14 protein-coding genes are annotated in these 19,290 nt (G+C 58.4%); 4 read left to right on the forward strand and 10 right to left on the reverse strand.

Annotated features, from left to right (window positions below; genetic code table 11):
- Positions 1–53: 53 nt before the first annotated feature.
- Positions 54–2,129, reverse strand: a complete 2,076-nt coding sequence (locus AC24GY_RS08430; protein ID WP_487681954.1) for a prolyl oligopeptidase family serine peptidase — start codon at positions 2,127–2,129, stop codon at positions 54–56.
- A gap of 124 nt (positions 2,130–2,253) precedes the next feature.
- On the opposite strand from AC24GY_RS08430, the gene AC24GY_RS08435 reads away from it, so the two are divergent.
- Together AC24GY_RS08435 and AC24GY_RS08440 are read left to right on the forward strand one after the other, a co-directional pair.
- Positions 2,254–4,662 (forward strand): ATP-binding protein, encoded by a 2,409-nt coding sequence (locus AC24GY_RS08435; protein ID WP_422321271.1) that lies wholly within the window; start codon positions 2,254–2,256, stop codon positions 4,660–4,662.
- Between the two features lie 4 nt (positions 4,663–4,666).
- A complete protein-coding gene (locus AC24GY_RS08440) occupies positions 4,667–5,329 on the forward strand; it encodes a hypothetical protein (RefSeq protein WP_487681956.1) in 663 nt (220 codons plus the stop codon).
- A 28-nt stretch (positions 5,330–5,357) separates the two neighbouring features.
- On the opposite strand, the gene AC24GY_RS08445 is transcribed toward AC24GY_RS08440, so the two are convergent.
- The 5 genes from AC24GY_RS08445 to AC24GY_RS08465 form a co-directional block, all read right to left on the reverse strand.
- Positions 5,358–6,521: a diflavin oxidoreductase gene (locus AC24GY_RS08445; RefSeq protein ID WP_487681958.1), complete on the reverse strand. Its 1,164-nt coding sequence runs from the start codon at positions 6,519–6,521 to the stop codon at positions 5,358–5,360.
- 46 nt (positions 6,522–6,567) lie between these two features.
- Entirely contained in the window at positions 6,568–7,995 is a 1,428-nt protein-coding gene (creC, locus tag AC24GY_RS08450) for a two-component system sensor histidine kinase CreC (RefSeq protein ID WP_422321268.1), read from the reverse strand.
- The gene (gene creB, locus AC24GY_RS08455; RefSeq protein WP_487681961.1) at positions 7,992–8,690 is read right to left on the reverse strand and encodes a two-component system response regulator CreB; all 699 of its coding nucleotides are present in this window, start codon (positions 8,688–8,690) and stop codon (positions 7,992–7,994) included. Before creB ends, creC begins: the two co-directional genes overlap by 4 nt.
- Before the next feature lie 85 nt (positions 8,691–8,775).
- Complete coding sequence (locus tag AC24GY_RS08460) at positions 8,776–9,960, reverse strand: inner membrane CreD family protein (RefSeq protein ID WP_487681963.1); 1,185 nt, start codon at positions 9,958–9,960, stop codon at positions 8,776–8,778.
- A 33-nt stretch (positions 9,961–9,993) separates the two neighbouring features.
- The gene (locus AC24GY_RS08465) at positions 9,994–11,145 is read right to left on the reverse strand and encodes a hypothetical protein (protein WP_487681965.1); all 1,152 of its coding nucleotides are present in this window, start codon (positions 11,143–11,145) and stop codon (positions 9,994–9,996) included.
- A gap of 137 nt (positions 11,146–11,282) precedes the next feature.
- Between AC24GY_RS08465 and AC24GY_RS08470 the strand changes: the two genes are divergently transcribed.
- Positions 11,283–13,742 carry a PVC-type heme-binding CxxCH protein gene (locus AC24GY_RS08470; RefSeq protein WP_487681967.1) on the forward strand — a complete coding sequence of 820 codons (2,460 nt, stop codon included), beginning with the start codon at positions 11,283–11,285 and terminating at the stop codon, positions 13,740–13,742.
- 107 nt (positions 13,743–13,849) lie between these two features.
- On the opposite strand, the gene AC24GY_RS08475 is transcribed toward AC24GY_RS08470, so the two are convergent.
- From AC24GY_RS08475 to AC24GY_RS08485, 3 genes are all read right to left on the reverse strand, one after another.
- Positions 13,850–15,070, reverse strand: coding sequence for an alpha/beta hydrolase (locus tag AC24GY_RS08475; RefSeq protein WP_487681969.1), 1,221 nt, complete (start codon positions 15,068–15,070; stop codon positions 13,850–13,852).
- 115 nt (positions 15,071–15,185) lie between these two features.
- The gene (locus AC24GY_RS08480; RefSeq protein WP_487681970.1) at positions 15,186–15,899 is read right to left on the reverse strand and encodes a 3D domain-containing protein; all 714 of its coding nucleotides are present in this window, start codon (positions 15,897–15,899) and stop codon (positions 15,186–15,188) included.
- A gap of 178 nt (positions 15,900–16,077) precedes the next feature.
- Positions 16,078–17,436 (reverse strand): replication-associated recombination protein A, encoded by a 1,359-nt coding sequence (locus AC24GY_RS08485; protein WP_487681972.1) that lies wholly within the window; start codon positions 17,434–17,436, stop codon positions 16,078–16,080.
- A gap of 92 nt (positions 17,437–17,528) precedes the next feature.
- Here AC24GY_RS08485 and AC24GY_RS08490 point away from each other — a divergent pair, with 92 nt between their 5' ends.
- Positions 17,529–17,936, forward strand: a complete 408-nt coding sequence (locus tag AC24GY_RS08490; protein WP_422321260.1) for an RrF2 family transcriptional regulator — start codon at positions 17,529–17,531, stop codon at positions 17,934–17,936.
- Here AC24GY_RS08490 and AC24GY_RS08495 read toward each other — a convergent pair whose 3' ends face one another.
- Positions 17,937–19,241, reverse strand: coding sequence for a YeiH family protein (locus tag AC24GY_RS08495; RefSeq protein WP_487681974.1), 1,305 nt, complete (start codon positions 19,239–19,241; stop codon positions 17,937–17,939).
- Positions 19,242–19,290: the final 49 nt, after the last annotated feature.

The following is a 19,290-nucleotide window of genomic DNA, read 5'->3' on the forward strand; positions in this document are numbered from 1 at the left end:
GACGGCCAAGGATTATCCACCCCACCTCGTCGGAGTGCAGAAAGCGCCTCCACTCACATCCCCAGCGCCTTCACCAAAAACGCCCACTCATCGGCCGTCTTCTCAATCGTCTTGTTGAGTGCCGTGCCAGCTCCATGCCCCGCGCTGGTTTCAATACGGATCAGCGTAGGCGGACCATCCTTCGCCTGACACTCCTGCAAACGAGCACCAAACTTGAAACTGTGCGCAGGGACCACGCGGTCATCATGATCGCTCGTTAGCACGAGCGTAGCCGGATATCGCGTGCCGGGCATGAGGTTGTGATAAGGCGAATATTTCAGCAGCGCTCCGAACTCCGCAGGATTTTCCACGCTGCCGTAATCGCTCTTCCAGCCCCAGCCTATGGTGAATTTCTCAAAGCGCAGCATATCGAGCACGCCCACAGCCGGCAGTGCAGCAGCGTAGAGTTCAGGCCGCTGCGTCATGCACGCACCGACGAGCAGTCCACCGTTGCTGCCGCCCTGGATCGCGAGCTTGGCGCTGGTGGTGTATTTGTGCGCGATGAGCCATTCAGCGGCTGCGATGAAATCGTCAAAGACGTTCTGTTTGCCAAGCTTGATGCCGGACTGATGCCACTGGCGGCCATACTCTCCACCACCGCGCAGATTCGGCATGGCAAACACGCCGCCCATTTCCAGCCACACAGCGCGTGAAACGGAGAAGCCGGGCGTGAGGTTGATGTTGAAGCCGCCATAGCCGTAAAGCAGTGTCGGATTTGTGCCATCGAGCTTTAGTCCCTTTTTGTGGACGATGAACATCGGCACCTTGGTGCCGTCCTTGCTGTGGAAAAACACCTGCTGCGTCTCAAACGCGGCGCCGTCGAAGTCCACCTGCGGTTTCCGCCACAGCTTGCTCTCGCCGGTTTTCAAATCCATGCGGTAGATGGCGCCCGGCTCGGTGAATCCGGTGAAAGTATAAAATGTAGTGGTGTCATGACGATGCCCGCCAAAGCCCCCCGCACTGCCGATACCGGGCAGTTTCACGTCGCGAATGAGCTTGCCGTCGAGGTCGAAGCACTTCACTTCGGTCTTCGCATCGCGCAGATATTCGCAGAACATCTGCCCGCCCACCGTGCTGACGCCTTCCAGCAGCACCTTGGGAACCTCGGGCACCACGATGCGCCAGTTGCCACGTTCCGGCTTGCGCACATCGATGGCGATGACCTGGAAGCACGGCGCATTCAGATCTGTGCGGAAGTAAAAGACCGGTCCTTCATTGTCGATGAAGTCATAGCGTGCATCGTTGTCCTTGAGCAGCTCCACCACAGGACCACCACCGGAGATCTTTTGGTAGAACACTCGGTTCTTCGGCTCCGTGCCAAGCCAGACCTGAATGACGAGATACTCGCCATCCTCAGTGACGCCGCCACCAAAACCCCATTTCGGTTCGTCCTTGCGTTCGTAGATGAGCTGGTCCTCGCTCTGGGGTTTGCCCAGAGGGTGGAAGTAGAGCTTGTGAAATTCGTTCTTCGCCGTGAGCGCCGCACCTGCCTTCGGCTCATCATAGCGTGAGTAGTAGAAACCGCTGCCGTCCTTCCGCCAGGATACGCCGCTGAACTTCACCCACTTCACCACATGGTCCAGATCTCGCCCGGTGGCGATGTCACGCACGCGGAGGGTGGTCCAGTCGCTCCCGGCTTCCGAGACACCGTAAGCGAAGAGCTTGCCATCTTCCGTCGGCGCATAATCAGACAGCGACGTCGTGCCATCCCTGGACATCGCATTCGGATCCAGCAGCACTTTCGACTCCCCTTCCAGCGACTCCGCCGTCATCAGCACCGCCTGATTCTGCAGGCCCGTATTGTGTGTGAAAAACCACCTCCCACCGTGTTCAAACGGCTGCCCCATGCGCTCGTAGTTCCACAGCTTTTGTAGCCTCGTCTTGATCTCCTCGCGTCGCGGCAGTTTTTCCAGATACGAAAACGTCACCTGATTCTGCGCTTTCACCCAGGCTTTGGTTTCCTCCGAGTTGTCATCTTCCAGCCAGCGATACGGGTCGGCAGTCTTCACGCCATGATGCGTGTCCACCACGTTCTCCTTGCGTGTCTGGGGATAGGTCAAAACTTCGGCGGTGAGAGTGGCGGTGGGCATGAGAAGCAGATATGCGGCACGCATGGTGGCATCCTGCCTGTCATTTCAAACTTTGCATTTTCCAATTCTCATTTTGCAATCCCACCCGCCCCCGCCACGATCATTGCACATCTTTCCAGCCACCATGCCCATCTCTCCTGACCAATACGAAAAGCTCGGCACTTTCTACCTCGGTCGTGAATACGATCTCGCCTCAAAGCAGGTCAAAGACGACCTCATCCTCTATGATTCGAAGGATCTTGTGACGCACGGCGTCGTGCTCGGCATGACCGGCAGCGGCAAGACCGGCCTGTGCCTCTCCCTGCTCGAAGAAGCGGCGATGGATGGAGTGCCTGTTATCGCGATCGATCCAAAAGGTGACATCGGCAATGCGTTGCTCACCTTCCCCAATCTTACGCCCGAGGAGTTTCGCCCGTGGATCAATGAAGATGAGGCACGACGCAAAGGACAATCGCCCGACGACTATGCAGCGGCACAATCCGCGCTATGGCAAAAGGGTCTAGGTGACTGGGGCCAGAGCGCGGACCGCATCAAAAAACTGCGCTCCACCGTGGACATGGCGATCTATACACCTGGCAGCAATGCAGGGCTGCCCGTATCCATTCTCAGCTCGCTGAACTGCCCGCCTGCCGAAGTGATGGACGACGCCGAAGCTCTCGGCGACCGCATCGAAAGCACCGTATCTTCCATGCTGGGCCTGTTGAACATTAATGCCGATCCCATCCAGTCGCCAGAGCACATCCTGCTGAGCAACATCGTCGCCTTCTGCTGGAAGAAGGGGCAGAACATCACGCTGGAAAATCTGGTGCGCCAGATCCAGCAGCCGCCGATTCGCAAAGTCGGAGTGGTGGATCTCGACAGTTTCATGCCTGAGGCCAAGCGCGCCGCACTGGCAATGAAGCTGAACAACCTGCTCGCCTCTCCCGGCTTCAGCACCTGGCTGGAAGGCGAGGCGCTCGACATCCAGCGCATGTACTACACGCCCGAGGGCAAGCCGCGCATCACCATCTTCTGCATTGCACATCTGAGCGACACAGAGCGCATGTTTTTCGTCTCGCTGCTGATGAACCAGCTTCTTGGCTGGATGCGCACGCAGCAGGGCACCACTTCCCTGCGCGCCATCTTCTACATGGATGAGATCTACGGCTACCTGCCACCGACGGCCATGCCGCCTTCAAAGAAGCCGCTCATGATTCTGCTCAAACAGGCACGTGCCTTTGGTCTCGGCATCCTGCTGGCCACGCAAAACCCCGCTGACCTCGACTACAAGGCGCTGGCGAACATCGGCACATGGTGGCTCGGACGTCTGCAAACGGAGCGCGACAAAATGCGCGTGCTCGAAGGCCTGGAAGGTGCTGCCAACACGGCGGGCGGCAAGTTTGACCGCCAGCTCATGGAGCAGACGCTCGCCGGACTTGGCAACCGCGTCTTCCTCATGAACAACGTGCATGAAGATCATCCCGTCGTCTTCAACGTGCGCTGGCTGATGAGCTACCTGAGCGGCCCGCTTTCACGTCCACAGATCAAAGCGCTCATGGACCCGATCCGCCCGCAGGCTGGAGCCAAGACTGCCGCAGCCGAAGATGACGGCTTCGCGCCTCCCGGCGGCAGCAGTCCCGCTGCCACCGACCGCAACACCCTGCGCCCAAAACTGCCGGACGGCGCAACCGAACTCTTCCAGCCGAGCGACGACGACGGCGAACGCATCACCTACACTCCTGCCATCCTGCGCAGCGCGACAGTCATGTTTGATGATGCAAAGCGGAAGATCAGCGGCCGCAGCATCATCACGCTTGTGAATGAAATCGACATCGAGAAGCAGAAGGTGCTGTGGGACAAGTTTGTCGATGTGCCGAAGGACGACGATCTCTCCAAGTATGAAAGCGAACCGAAGGAGAACGCCGCCTATGCCGACCTGCCCGGACCAGCTCTGAAGACAACGACCTACACCAGCATCAAGAAAGACTTCACCGAGTGGGTGTTTGCCAATCACAGTCTCGAACTCTTCTTCTCACCGCTGCTGGAAGTCTATTCTAACCCAGGCGAGAAGCAGGACGAGTTCAAGGTGCGCATCACGCAAACGACCCGTGAGCAACGTGACGCCGCCATCGAGGAACTGCGCGCAAAAACCGCGAAGACGATGAAGTCGCTGCAGGACAAGGCCGAGAAAGCCGCCAACAAGGTGGATGTGCAGCAGGCCCAATCCAGCGGTGCCAAACTGAGCGCTGCCGTTGAGATTGGCAGCAGCATTCTCGGTGCCATCTTCGGCCGCAAGACCAGCCTCGTGAAAGCCAGCACCATCGGCAGCGCCTCCCGCGCCTGGAAGGAAGGCGCGGATGTCAAAGCCGCCCAGAGTGAGTTGGATTCTCTCAAAGCCGACATGGCGGAACTGGAAAAGCAGATCGCCGATGACACTCAGAAAATCCGCGATCAATATGATCCAGCCACACTGGTGTTTGAAACCTTCAAGCTCAGCCCGATGAAGAAGAACATCCAGGTGACAGCGACGGGGATTCTGTGGCTGGTAAAATAGCGATATGTTGCCCGAAACTTTAAAGGCAATCGAAGGTCTTTATACGGCCTTCGGTGATGCCAAGCGGCCCAGTTTCATTAATATGTCTCCGGTGAAGGATCCGGCCAATTTTGCAGAGCTGCTGACAACCCCTTTGCAGCAGCTCACCGCAGAGCATCTCTGGCAGTATTCGTTTTCTGTCTTCTTTACGGTGGGCGACGTCTCGGATTTCGAATACTTCTTCCCGAGAATCATCGAGTTGGCCTCCGCTCCATACCCGGATTTGCAAATCGAGGTCGTATTTCAAAAACCTGCCATGGCAGGATGGCCAAACGAATGGCGAAAAGATCGTCGAAAGTCATTCCAGTCTTACCTTGAGGCGATGATCGCATCTTGGACTTCCACCGTTTGTGATATCAACAACTGGGTTTGCGCCTTGTCATTCTGCCTCCCGGACATTGATGCGCATCTGGATGTGCTGATCTCAGGCTCTGATGCCGCCAATGAAAACCTCCTCGCCTTTCACGAAGCAAACCGCGTGTCATTGATTAAAAACAAACTCTCCACTTCGTTCTGGGACCACTCCTCAGACACGCATGCGCGTATCGTTGCCTGGCTGGAACGAGCGGACGTTCAGCAAAGAGTCCACCACTTGAAAGAGGCAGGCTTGGGCAGCAGCGATACGTGACATGCTTGATGCGCAGAGAGAAATCTCCTCAATACACATCCCTCCGGTACCTCTTCCCCTCCTTCATCGCATGCACATAAGCAGCGGCTTCCTCAGCAGTCTTGCCACCCTCTTTTTCAATGATCGTGTGCAGCGCCTTGTCCACATCGCTGGCCATGCGTGATGCATCTCCACAGACATAGAAGATGGCACCTTGCTCCAGCCAGGCCCAAAGTTCGGCGCTGTTTTCCAGCATCTTGTGCTGCACGTAGATTTTTTCTGCTTGGTCACGGCTCCAGGCGGTGCTGAACTTGGTCAGCGTGCCGTCGGTGAGATAGCCTTCAAACTCCTCCTTGTAGAAGAAGCAGGACTTGGAGCTAACTTCTCCAAAGAAGAGCCAGGCTTTGCCCTGGGCGTTCGTCGCATTGCGTTCTTCCAAAAAAGCACGAAACGGCGCGATGCCCGTGCCCGGCCCGCACATGATGATGGGTGTCTGCTCCTGCGGCTCCGGCAGGCGGAAGCCTTTGCCGTGATTCACGAAGCACGGGATGAGCGTTTCATTCGGCGTCACGCGTTCAGCGAGGAAGGTGGAGGCCACACCACCACGCGCACGGTTGTGACTGGTATAGCGCACCGTAGCGACAGTGAGATGAACCTCCGTCGGATGCGCCTTCTGGCTGCTGCTGATGGAGTAGAGGCGGATGTTCAGCTTCTTCTGCGTGGCCATGAACTCCTCAGGCGTGAACTTCGCGATGGGATTTTCCAGAAGCAGGTCCACGACAAAGCGGCCCCAGAGGTACTCTTTGAGCGCATCTTTCTTCTCCGGCACGCTGAGATCAGCCAGCAAGGTGTCACCTTCCGTCTTTTCGATGATGGCCTTGATGAGCTTGTTGTCGATCTCGGTGATGAGAGTGCCTTCGATCAAGGCCTGCCGAATCGACACCTCGGCCGCAGTCTTCGGGTGCTTGACGATTTCCGTGCCGGAGAAGCCGAGCGCGGCAAGCGTGTCATCCACCAGCGCAGGATCATTCGTGGGCTGCACAGCAAGCGAGTCGCCAGGCGTGTACTCCAAACCTGAAGCACCGAGGTCGATTTCATAATGCGCTGTGTGCTTGGGCGCATCCGGTCCGGAGAGGTTGAACATCCGCTTCACCTTGGCGATGCAGGGGTTCTTGACGTTGTAAACGGGCTTGCCGACTTCTGGTGTACTCATGGGCGGAGACTAGAAGGCCGACCGAAGTTGTCAAACCAGCCCTCCCTCAGCCAGGGAGAATCAACATGGCCTTGGCTCCCGCCGTGCCCTCACGATTCGTCAGTTCCACGCTGCCGCCGTGCAGTTGCGCGACTTCTTTGACAAAGCAGAGGCCGAGGCCGGTGCTCTTCTTTCCACTGTCGGGACGAGGCAGTGAGTAGAAGCGCTCAAAGACGCGGGTGCGGGCATAATCCGGGATGCCTGGGCCTGAATCTTCAATCTCGATCACCACCTGCGAGTCAAAGCGATAGCCGCGAACGGTGATGACACTCCCCTTCGGAGCGAAGTCGATGGCATTCTGCAGCAGATTTCCCACGGCGATTTCGAGCAGCCAGTGATCTCCTCTGACCACGAGTTCACTGCTGATATCACGCTCCAGTTGCACCTCTTTGGCCAGAGCGATGAGCGCCAGATGATCCCATGCACCATCAAGCACTTTCACAAGATCGACGCGCTCGCTGGTCTCAAGCTTCTTCTGCTTTTCGATGGCCGCGAGGTGCAGCAGACGCTCCAGCAGATCGCGCAGTCTGCCAGCTTCGGCGTGGATGTTTTGCAGAAAGCGTGCGCGCTTTGGTTCCGGCACATCGCCCTGGAGGATTTCACCTGCACCGAGGATCGCGGCTACGGGGCTCTTCAATTCATGCGTGAGGCTCTGCACGTAATGCTCCACGTATTCACGTCCTTCTAGTGCATCCCGCATGTCTTCGAGCGCCTTGGCGAGAGTCTTCATCTGATGCCCCGGCATGCGAGGCGAGGTGGAGCGCTCCCCACGGCTCACGGCCAGCGCATGCTGGGTCAGCACCTCCAGCGGGCGCGTGGCCCAGCGCGCTGCGAGATAGATGCCCAGCAGCATGAGCAGCACGGTGGTGATGATGGACCACTTCAGCCAGCGCTCCGTCTCCCACACAAAAGCCAGCACTCCACGCTGGGGCTTGGCCACGCTGAGCATGCCGATGGTCCTGCCCTCATGCAAGATGGGCGCCCCCACATACATCACGATGGAAAGCGGATCGTATTCATTCATGCGGGAGGAGCGTGCGCCATACTGCCCCATGAGGGTCAGATTCACATCACGGTGATTGGAGATCGTGCCCGGCTTCTCAATGCCAGCGGAGTCAAAAATCACACGCCCCTGCGCATCGGTCACATAGACCTGCATGTCCACCCTCGTCTTGCTGAGGTTGTAGATCTGCGCCTTGAGCTGGCGCTGCTGAGCAGCGTGCACCGCTTGCTCGACAGCCTGCGGTTTGAGCACACCGTTGTCCGCATCCGCGCCGATGACTTCGGCGAGAATGTTCGCTACATCGACCATCGGCTCTTCGATGGCTTCAAAGTACTGCCGCTCCACGCGATGGATGAGCTGCGTAAACAGCACAAACAAACCCACCGTCGCCACCACGGCGAAGCCCAGCAGAAAGCGCGCGGTGAGACTCATGCGTCGGGCCAGGTTTCGAGCAGTGAGTAGCCCATGCCGCGATGCGTGACGATGGGGTCGAGCCCCTCACGCACGCCGCGCATGCGGGCGCGCAACGTTTTGACGTGTGTATCCACCGTGCGCTCCATGGAGGCGTCAGGCTCTTCGGAGGCGTGATCCATAAGCTGCTCGCGGCTAAACACACGCCCCGGATGCGCCGCGAAGGCTTTCAGCATGCGGAATTCGTAGCGCGACAGATTCAGCGCAGTGCCGAAGTAAATGGCCTGGCAGCGGGTGTCGTCAATCACCAGCGGGATGGAGGTGTCCGAGCCATGCGCAGGCAGCGGAATGGCGGAGACCCGCCGTAGGATGGCGCGCACACGGGCCACGAGCTCACGCGGACTGAAGGGCTTTACGACGTAATCGTCCCCGCCGATTTCCAGCCCCACCACCCGGTCCACTTCGCTGGAACGCGCGGTGAGGAATAGAATCGGCAGCGACTGCGTCTTGCGGATCGTTTTGCAGACCTCAAAGCCTGTCATGTCGGGCAGTCCGACATCGAGTATGACGAGGCTGAAATCCTGCGATTTCATCTGCTCCAGAGCAGCATTGCCCGTGGCGGCACTCGTGACGGCAAAGCCGTCGGCTTCGAGCGCATACACGACATTTTCGCAGATGGATGGCTCGTCTTCGACAATGAGGATTTTGGCAGGCATTTCGGCTGGGGTGAATGTTTGAACCGCTGACGGGACGCTGACAAGACGCTTGTTCAGAATCTATCAGCGGCTCGAATCATGGGGTTCAAGCAAGACGAGGCGAAACGGCGCCAAGTTTTTGACTCCAGTCCACCTTCGCAGTCAACGCCATCAGCACGCCAAGCGTGACAATGCCACCCACGGTGAGGGTGAGACCGGTGAGCCCCTTGAAAAAGAAGCTGTAACTGAAGAGCACCATGTAGGCGGTCTGTGCCACGACCGCGACGCGGAAGGTAAAGCCTCCAGCGGCGGCACGAAGGTAACCGCAAACAAGCAGCAATGACGACGCTGCGGCGATAACGAAGCTGAGGTGCACGGGCACCACATCCAGCATGTAGGAAAACAGCAAAGGAAAGGCAAAGAAACCGGCGGCGAGAAAAAAGTAATTCACCGGATGCAGCGACACACCACGCGAAGTGGCGGTGATGATGATCACCACAAAGAACAGCAGCAGCGAGAGCGGCGCATAGAAGGAGATCTGCGCAGCCACAGGTCCAGCATTGAGCTCGCGTGGCATTTCCAAGCTGATGCCTGGAGCGGAAATGGCGTCTTCATATTTCCAGACGAGTTCCATCCCCTTGTCAGTCGGCTTGCGGTCGGTGGGTGAACTGACCGGGAAATTCACATCCGTAAAATCGGTGTTCATGGCGAGGTTAAAATCTCGAATGCGGCTGGCATCGGCAAAGGTGTAGCCCCAGAAATTCATACCCCGGCATTCATAGCTGACTGTGACCGGGATGCTCTCACCCGGAGCCAGCTGCACATTGTCAGAGATCATGCCATCCTGCGGTGCCGCCACTGAACGGCGAGCTGTGGCCCCTTCCCCGAGCGTGAAACGGATTTTATCGAGCAGTGTCTTTCCGGCAGGAAGATCAAAGCCCACGTTGAGCGTCTGCGTGATAGCCGTTGTGTTGGTGAAGGTGTAGGCACCTTCAAACTTCACACTGTAGGTGCGGTGCCAGAGCAGTCCCATTTTGACGGGTTGATAGGCAAGCTGGACTTTCACGTCACTCTTCGCGGGCTGGAGCACCAAAGTGGAACCGCTGGAAGAAGTGTAGCGTGCAGCCGGATGTTTTTGCATCAGCTGCGGCCCCCAGCGCCCACTGACATCGTCTCCTGTTTGATAGCCCACATGGGCGGTGCGTTGGGTGATGATTCCACCCAGCAGCCACCAGGCAATGGTGGTGCAGATGAAGATGACGGCGATGGTGATCAGATGGGTGAGTTTCATGACGATGATGAGATGAGGTTGAGGTATGGGGAATCAGTTGGTGGTGAGTTTGCGGTAGGTGATGCGCGCCTGCGGTTGTTGATCACGGCAGAGAGATTTTCGAAGGTGAAGGCCGGGAGGGGTGGTCTTTTCGGTGATTGGATCCACGTTGCCGCTGAAGCTGAGGTCGTAAGCGGCAGGCAGCTGCACATTCCAGTCGATCTGCTTCACAAAGAACGGCGTCTGCGGCAGGGCGAGAGCAAGCTCCCCCTCGGCAGCTTGCAAAGGCTCCAACACGGCTGTGAAAGAGAGCTTCACCACCGACTCCGCACCATCGGTGGTGGGATCATCGAGCGGAATCTCCACGCGGTTGACTTCCCCCAAGGCAGCACGCACGGGATCGCCATTCACATGGCACTGTAGCAGCTTGGATGCCTCAGGCAGCTGCATGACAAGTTTGGTCGGCTGGTCATGGCGGACAGTGATCGCGCCTTCGGTCAGCACGGACCCATCGCGCACGACCTGCGTGGTGTATACAGCCGTGGAGACAATGGCATCATCCGTGAGGCTGGCGATTACTGGCTGCGTAGCCTTGCGCGCATCCTCAAAGGAGAAAGTGACATCGGCCTCAGTGGCCGGAAGCGCGGCAAGTCCAGCGCTGGTGAGGGTTTGACTCGTGTCTCCGTGCTGCAGGCGCAGGACTCTGCCCTCGGGAAGTTCTTTGACCGCAAGTGAGGCGATGGGAGAGGCGGCGAGATGCAGCGTGGTCCCCTGCCCAGCTTTGGCGAGCGCAAAGGTAAGCTTCACACTCTGCGCGCCGGCTTTGTCGGTGATGAGACAGAGGTGATCGCCAGTGACGACAAGGCGAGCATCCTTGGGCTCCACAGTGAGCACGCCCGTGGCTGCTCCCGCGAGTGGCACAGCATGCCATTCGCCGTCGAAGTTTTCCACCTGCATCTCGGCGGTGATTGTGGATGCCTGGGGATCGAGTTGGTACAACGCTGAAAGCAGCGCCGCAGCGACAGGAAGCGGCGGCTTGGCCATGGGTGGTGACGGTTCCTTTGGCAGCGTGGCAGCGACGAGGCGCTTGAGCTCGCCGTAGGTGATTCGCACCTCGCTCTCATCAAGCGTGGCACTGGTGATGGGCTGGGGCGATTGAGCCAGGAGGGAGGTGGCGGACAGCAGGAGGACGAGGTGTGCTTTCATCGACGTCCATGCTCAAAAGGGGCGTGAAACCTTGATGAAGCCGGGATGAAATGGACGTGAAAACACACTCCACAAATTCGAGTTCGCCCAAAGGAAAGCGGCGGGCAGCAGCGTTGGTTTATACTCCGCCCACCGTCATGCCAAGACTCATTCTCTCTTTCCTGATTTGCTGCAGCATTCTCAATGCCGTCGAGGTGCCGCCTGCCCTGCGCGACTATGCGCTGCCAGACGCCGCCAAGCTGCAGGACGAGCAAGGCCGCGACAACGGCGTGCGGTTTGTAGACCTGAACGGCGACGGCCATGAGGACATCGTGCTCTCCAATGCACGTGAATACGGCGTGTTTCTTTTCGTGCCGAAGGAGCGTGCCAAGAAGGGCCTGCAATGGGACGAAGGCTGGTCACAGGTCATGCGCGAAGGCAAGACGGGCGACGCGAACAGCCTGCCACCGATCGTTCGCGCGGATGGCAGCGACACGGGCGTCTCCTTTCACGATGGCGCGATGTGGAGTGGAACCAAGCAGCTCATTCCGTATGCCGAACTGCTCAAGGTGCCCGGCCCAGCGCCAAAATCACCACAGGATTCTCTGAAGGCGCTGCATGTGAAGCCGGGATTTGAGGCCATGCTGGTGGCCGCTGAGCCGCTGGTGCAGGATCCCGTCTTCATCGACTGGGATGCGAAAGGCCGCATGTGGGTGGTGGAGATGGGGGACTACCCCTTTGCCCCTGGCGAAAAAACCAAGGATGGCAGCGTGGGGCAGGAAAAGGTTTCAGACCTCCAAACGGGGCGGGTCAAAATCCTCGAAGACACGAATGCCGACGGTGTGTACGACAAGTCCACCCTCTTCCTCGACGGGCTGAAGCATCCCACGGGTCTCGCCCCATGGAAGAACGGCGTCTTCATCGCCAACATCCCGGACATCTTCTTTGCCGAAGACACGGATGGCGATGGCAAGTGCGACAAACGCGAGACTTGGTACACCGGCTTCACCGCAGGCAATCCGCAGCATTTGGTGAACGGCTTTTGCTGGGGGCTGGATGGCTGGTTCTACGGTGCGAATGGCGACAGCGGCGGCGACATCACCTGTGTGAAGGCGGGCAAGAAAATTGCCCTTGGCACCAACGATTTCCGCTTTGATCCACGCACCGGCGAATTCGCCCTCGAAGGCGGACGCAGCCAGTATGGCAAGTGGCGTGATGATTTTGGCAACTGGTTCGGCAACAACAACAGCACCATCGGCTGGCACTACTGGCTGCCCTTTCGCTATCTCGAACGTCATACTGAAGTGGTGGTGAAGTCCATCCGCAGCGACATGAATGATGAAAAGCGCCTCTACCCAGCAAGCCCGCCTGTGCGACGCTTCAATCAGGGCAGTGCGGTCAACACGCGGACCTCCGGCTGCTCGCCGATGCCGTTTCGGGACAACACCTTCGGCACCGATGGCGAGCAGGTGATGTTCATCTGCGAACCGGCCAACAATCTGGTGCATCGTGAAGTGCTGAATTACGACGGCGGCACCATCACCTGCAGGCGCCATCCAGACGATGTGAAAAGCGAGTTCATCGCCAGTGAAGACAACTGGTTCCGCCCCAGCATGGCACGCACAGGGCCGGATGGCGCGCTGTATGTGGTGGACATGTACCGGCTCGTTCTGGAGCACCCGGAATGGATACCGGCTGAGATCGCACGCGGTCTGGATCTGCGCGGCGGGGAGGATCGCGGACGAATTTACCGCATTAGTAAAAGCGGTGCGGCAGCCGGATCGCCTAAAGGCGGGACGGCAATACACGATCCCATTGCTGCGATGGGTTCTGCAAATGGGTGGATGCGTGACACGGCACAGCGCTTGTTGATTGAGCGGAATGAGACCTCTGCGATGGCTGCGCTGAAGCCATTGCTCGGCGCCGCTCCGGCAGTACGAATCCAGGCGGCGTTCACGCTGATGCAGCTTGGTGGCATGACTGCGGATGAAGTGTTTGCCTTGATCCATCCGCTGACGCCTCAGGTGCGTGCAGGAGCCTTGACGGCCACGGGCACGCAGTCGGATGCAGTGTTCAGTGAATTTGAGAAGGTGTTGTTGAAGCAGGTGCCGCAGAAAGCCCCCAGCAAAGTCGTGATGCCAGTGATTACCAACCAGAATCCGAACCGACAGAAGGTCGTGACCAAATACGTGACGGAGGCAGCCAGCCTCAGTGGCGATGCAAAGCGCGGAGCGGCGGTGTTTCAGAAGGTCTGCATGGTGTGCCACAAGGTGCGTGAACTCGGTGTGGAAGTGGGACCCGATCTGACCACGGTGGCCACCAAACCGCGTGAGCAGCTCATCGAGGCCATCTTCGATCCGAACCGCGCCGTGGAGCAGCGCAATGCCGCCACGCAGGTGACGAAAAAGGATCAGTCGCTGCTCGTGGGCCAGCTGGCCTCCGAAACACCGGGCAACATTACCCTTCGACTCCCCGGCGGTGCTGATATCGTGGTGCTGCGCAGCGACATCCGCGAACTCAAAACGCTGACAACTTCGATCATGCCCGAAGGACTGGAGAGCGTGCTCACTGCGCAGGATGTGGCGGATGTGCTGACGTATATTGGCAGCAAGCCATGAGACTGTGGCAACCGGAGTCAGGAGATCCCTGCTCCTTCGTGAAATGTGCATGTCATTGTGGCGGGTGACGCTGGAAAAGCACCTCATCACCACGCGGTGAGCGGAGGTTACTTCACATCACGCCACAGCCAGCGCAGAGCCTCGGGCAGGCTGGGGGCCATGCCTTTGCTGCCATGGAAGCATTGCGTCCAGTCGATGCGAAAGTCGTAGTTCATGTACTTCAGCGCCGCAGCCATCTGCTTGTTGGCGATGGGCCAGTTGCCGAATTTGTTGTCGAGATCGTTTTCGCCATCGAGCAGGTAGATGCGGATGGGTTTGCGCTCAGAGGCACGAATCAGCGAGGGATAAACATCGCCGCCTTTCAGATCCACGAAGGAGCCGACCCAGGAGAGTACTTTGCGAAATTTGTCAGGCCGCTCCCACGCAACGGTGAAGGAGCAGATGCCGCCGGAGGAACCGCCTGCGATGGCCCAGGCTTCAGGCTGCGGTCGAAACTTGGTTTGATAGCGCTTCTGAACCTCGGGCAGGATTTCATCGATCAAGAAACTCGCATAAGCAGGCCCAAGCGAGTCGTACTCAAAGCCACGATTGGCAGCCTTCTCACCGGGCTTTTGCTTCGTCATGCGCCCCGGATCAATGAAGACGCCCACCGTGCGAGGCATCTCTTTTTTATGAATGAGATTGTCAAAGACCACCGAGGCACGCATGGAGCCATTGGGATCGACATGGCGCGAGCCATCCTGCCAGACCATGAGGCAGGTTTCCTCGCCGGGCTTGAATCCTGCTGGCAGGAAGACGGTCACAGTGCGCACAGTGTCGGGAAAGACCTCGCTGGTGTTCCACTCAAACTTCTCCAGCCTGCCCTGAGGCACATCTTTGTGCGGCAGGCTGTCGGCAGTGTACTCGAAATGTTCGACGTGTACCGTGCCTGCGAGGTGGGGCATTCCCTCAGACTCCACGCGGTAACCGGTTTCGGTGAAGTTGGGCATGTCAGTCACGAGCACCTGCAGGCCGTCCTCTCCCAATGCTGTCATGTCGCCGATCAAGGTGCCATCCTGCTGCACGACTCGTGCGGGCTTGGGATCAATGATGGCCCAGGCGACAGTGGTCGCTTCAATCTTTGCAGCCGCTCTGCCTTGCGTCAGGTTTTGCCGACCAAAGAGGCGCACGACCTGATCATGCAGCATCTGCTGCGCTTCGGAAGTTGATGTCTTTCCCAAAGCCGCCGCAATCTGCCGCGGTGTGATGGAGGGCAGTCCACCCGGTTTGTTTTGAGCAGAACTGAAAGTGACTGCGAAGAGGAACAACGAAAGGAGGGCGAGACGCATGTGTGTGGTTTCTAACGCCACATACAGCGGTGGAATATCGCTGATTTCCCTGGATGCAGTTTTAGCGATCAGAGTAATGACTCATCACGAGGAGCGGGAGCCTCAAGTCTCTGATTTAAAGCGCTGCCGTGAACGGCGTCTTCCCATGTGGCAGTGCCGCCGTGCGCAGACGCGCCTCAATGCCTTCCATCATGGCGCGCACGTGGCGCCATTTGGTGCGGTCGCGCATGAGGTCCATGCTCTTTTCATACGATCCCCACTGAATGACTTCGATGTCTACATGGCGCACGCCCCAGTTGTCCATCATGGAGCGGTTCGGTTTGTACAAATCGATGGTGCCGGTGCCGACGAGCGCGCTGCCGTAATCATCCACCACATAGGTGACGCCAGGCTGGCCGGCGATGCGGAACAGCGTGCCGACTGGAAAACGCGACCAGTCTGCAGCCGCGCTGCGCACGTTGCCAAATCTCAAATTGGTGCCGATCGCATTCTTCACCCCATAGATGATGTGATCGCTTTCATCGTGCGTGTAGGCGGTCGTACGCACTCGCATCTGAGAATTGCGATACAAATTTGAAGCTGCCAGCAGCGGCGGCTTCGGATCATCAAGCACAAAGGTATAGCGCTTGATCGTGCTGGGTCGGAACGGAACATTGTTCGCCAAGGCCTTGCGCACCTCGTATTTGACGCCTGTTTGCAGAGGAGCGGACGATTTGTGCCGCATTTCTTTCCAGGTGGAGAGCAGCGATTGCTTAGGCAGAGCGCAGCTAGAAAGCGTGGCCATCAAGACACCACAGAGGCCAGAGGTCATCAAACGTGAGTTGTACATGGCTGGAAAGTTTTGGAATTACGAAAAAGATACCGTAATTTTCATATACCTTCAATATAAAAAGGATAGTTTTCATATTGTTGAAGTTTGAATAAACTTAACTTCCATAGCCTCTGGATAATTGGACTTCTCGCATTTTAAGCCAGCCGAGCCGAATGTTTTACTTTCCCTTCCCCTCTTATTCTGCCTGCTCTTCCCAGAGCTTTCGCCAGTGATCGAGGCGCTCTTTGATACGGGCTTCCAGGCCGTTGGCAGTGGGGTCGTAGTACTGCTTCCCGCCTTCGAGGCAGCGTTGAGGGACGAAGCCGCCCTCATAGTTGTGCGGGTACAAGTAGCCTTCCCCGTGGCCAAACTCTTTGGCAGCCTTTTTGTGATGAGCATCCCGCAGATGCTTGGGCACCGGCAGAGTACGTCCGTTTTTCACATCCTCCAAAGCGGCATCGATGGCGGTGTAGGAGCGGTTGCTCTTCGGCGCGGTGGCATTGTAAATGGTGGCATGTGCCAGAATGATCCGAGCCTCCGGCATGCCGATGAATTCGACGGCCTGCTGCGCAGCCACTGCAACGCGCAGAGCGTTACTATCAGCCATGCCAATGTCCTCGCTGGCGGCAATGACAATTCGCCTGGCGATGAAGCGGATGTCCTCTCCGGCGTAGAGCATCTTGGCCAGCCAGTACAGCGCCGCGTCGGGATCTGACGCGCGCATGCTTTTGATGAAGGCGCTGATGGTGTCGTAGTGCGCATCGCCGTCCCCGTCATACACCACGGTCTTTTGCTGCACGGACTCCTCCGCAGCCGCGAGCGTGATCACAATCTCGCCCGCGGCATTCGGCTGCGTGGAGAGCACGGCAAGCTCCAGCGCATTGAGGCAGCGGCGCGCATCCCCATCCGCCACGGTGGCGAGGTGCAGACGCGCGTCCGGCTCGACGCGGGCGTGCATGCCACCCAGACCGCGTTCCTCATCGCTCAAGGCGCGGTCCATCAGCGCTTCGAGGTCGGGAATGCCCAGCGGCTCCAGCGTGAAAACTTGGGAGCGGCTGACCAGCGGGCTGTTCACATAGAAGAAAGGATTGTGCGTGGTCGCGCCGATGAAGCGCAGCGTCCCGCGCTCCAGATGCGGCAGCAGCACATCTTGCTGCGCTTTGTTAAAACGGTGAATCTCATCCACAAAGAGGATGGTCGTCTTGTTATAGAGCCGGATGTGATGCCCGGCATTCTCCGCCTCCTTGCGGATGTCTGCCACGCTGCTCTCCACGCCGCTGAGCGTCACGAAGCGCGATTTCGTCTCCTGAGAGATGATGTGAGCCAGCGTCGTCTTGCCCACACCGGGCGGTCCATACAGGATGATCGAAGAAAAGCGGTCTGCCTGCACGGCACGGCGCAGCAGCTTGCCCTCGGCCAGAATATGCTGCTGGCCGGCATATTCCTCCAACGTACGCGGCCGCATGCGGGAGGCCAGCGGCGCGCCTGCATGGTGCACCGCTGCACCCGCTCGTGGCGGTTCAGGGGGCGGAGAGGCAAAAAAATCGTCGTTCATGCAGTGGAAGGGACGATGAATGACGCGGAAACGCGCCGGCAGCAAATCGCAGTTTGCACAGGCGGTCGTTTGATGTTCGATAACACCCCCTGATGAAGCTCTCCAAAAAAGCCGAATACGCCCTCCGCGCCCTCGTGGCGATGGGGCGTGAGCGCGAGGGCACGAATTTCTCCATCCAGGATCTGGCCAGCAAGGAACACATCCCGCTGAAGTTTCTGGAGCAGATCCTTCTGGCTCTGAAAAACGGCGGTCTCCTGCGCAGCAAGCGCGGCGTGGGTGGCGGCTACCAGCTTGTGACCCATCCGGCGCGAATCACGATTGGAGAAGTGGTGACGCTGTTCGACGGCCCGTTTGATCCCATCCCGGGAGCGGACCAAGATGCTCTGGGGCAGGTCTTCAGCGGACTGCGCGACCAAGTGGCACAATGGTTTGCGGAGCATACCGTGGCGCAGATCATCGCCCAGGAACGCTCACGTGAGACGGTGTCGTTTGATATTTGATCATTTGCCAAACAGCCACATGGCCAGAATCAACGTCCATGCGATGTTGAACACCTGACCACCGAGGAAGGCCAGCGCAGGCTTGCCACCTCCGAGATTGAAAAGCTCGCCCAGTCGTGTTTCCAGACCGATGCAGACGAACGCTGCGGCAAACCACACTTCACGCAGTCCTTTGAGCGGCTTGCTTGCGGCTTCTGCCACGCCAGTAGGCACAAAGTATGAAAATACCACGGAGGCGATCACGAAACCGATCACGAACTTGGGAAAGCGTTCCCAGATGATCCTGATGGAGGGCTTTTCTTTTTTGGACGCGCCATCCTTACCGCCACGCATCGTCCACCAGATGGACAAAACAAAGGCCGCTACGCCAATGAGCACATTCTGCGAAAGTTTGACGATGACTCCCACCTTGGTGGCGTCCTTGCCCACCTGTTCGGTCGCCGCCGCCACCGAGCCGCTGGTATCCAGGGTCCCGCCAATCCAGGCACCGCCCACGGCCTCAGACAAGCCCATGGATTTGACCGCCCAAGGCATCATGATCATCATCGGAACGGCGCAGAGCAGGACAATGGAGGTGACATAGGAGAGCTTTTTGCGGTCCCCCTGAATCGCGCCGCAGGCGGCAATGGCGGCGGACACCCCGCAGATGGAAACCGCAGTAGAGAGCATGACGCCAAACTCATCATCCACCTTGAGTTTCCGGGAGATGAAGTAGCACACATACCACACCACCGGAATGACCAATGCTGCCTGCACCAGACCCGGGAGACCCGCCTTCATCATTTCCGGCAGCAGGATCGTCGCGCCGAGGAGCACGATGCCCACCTTGATGAAGAATTCCGTGCGCACGGCCTCGCGCAGCCACTCGGGCACGGGCAGCGTGTGACTCCAGAGCATGCCCAGACCGAGCGCGAACACCACGTATTCGAGCCCCCAGGCCTTGATGCCCGCATGGGCCGCGATCCACTGCGCCAGCCAGCCCAGTACAAAAACCACCACGGCACCGCACAGAAATGACCCAACTTTTTTGCCAAGTGAAGCAGCCAGAGCGAGCGCCGAGATGCCGAGAAACAAGGCCAGCAAGACACCGCTGACGGCGAAATTGTCCGCAGAGAAGGCTTTGGCCGCATCTGCCGCACCGCTCCAGCCCAGAGCAGGCGTTTTGGGGCTCCACCCTTTCGCCACCGCGATCAAGATGGGCAGTGCGGCCAGAACAGCGAGCCAGTCTTCATTTTGCCACCAGCGTGCGGTGGAGGGTCCAGGAGTGGGATAAGCAGAGTCGGAGGCAGCGGAGTTGGCGGGCATGTTAAATGGGTAAAAAAAATCGCGGTGGAAAAACCACCGCGATTCAAAC

The sequence above is a fragment of the Prosthecobacter sp. Pr1 genome, from assembly GCF_057652315.1.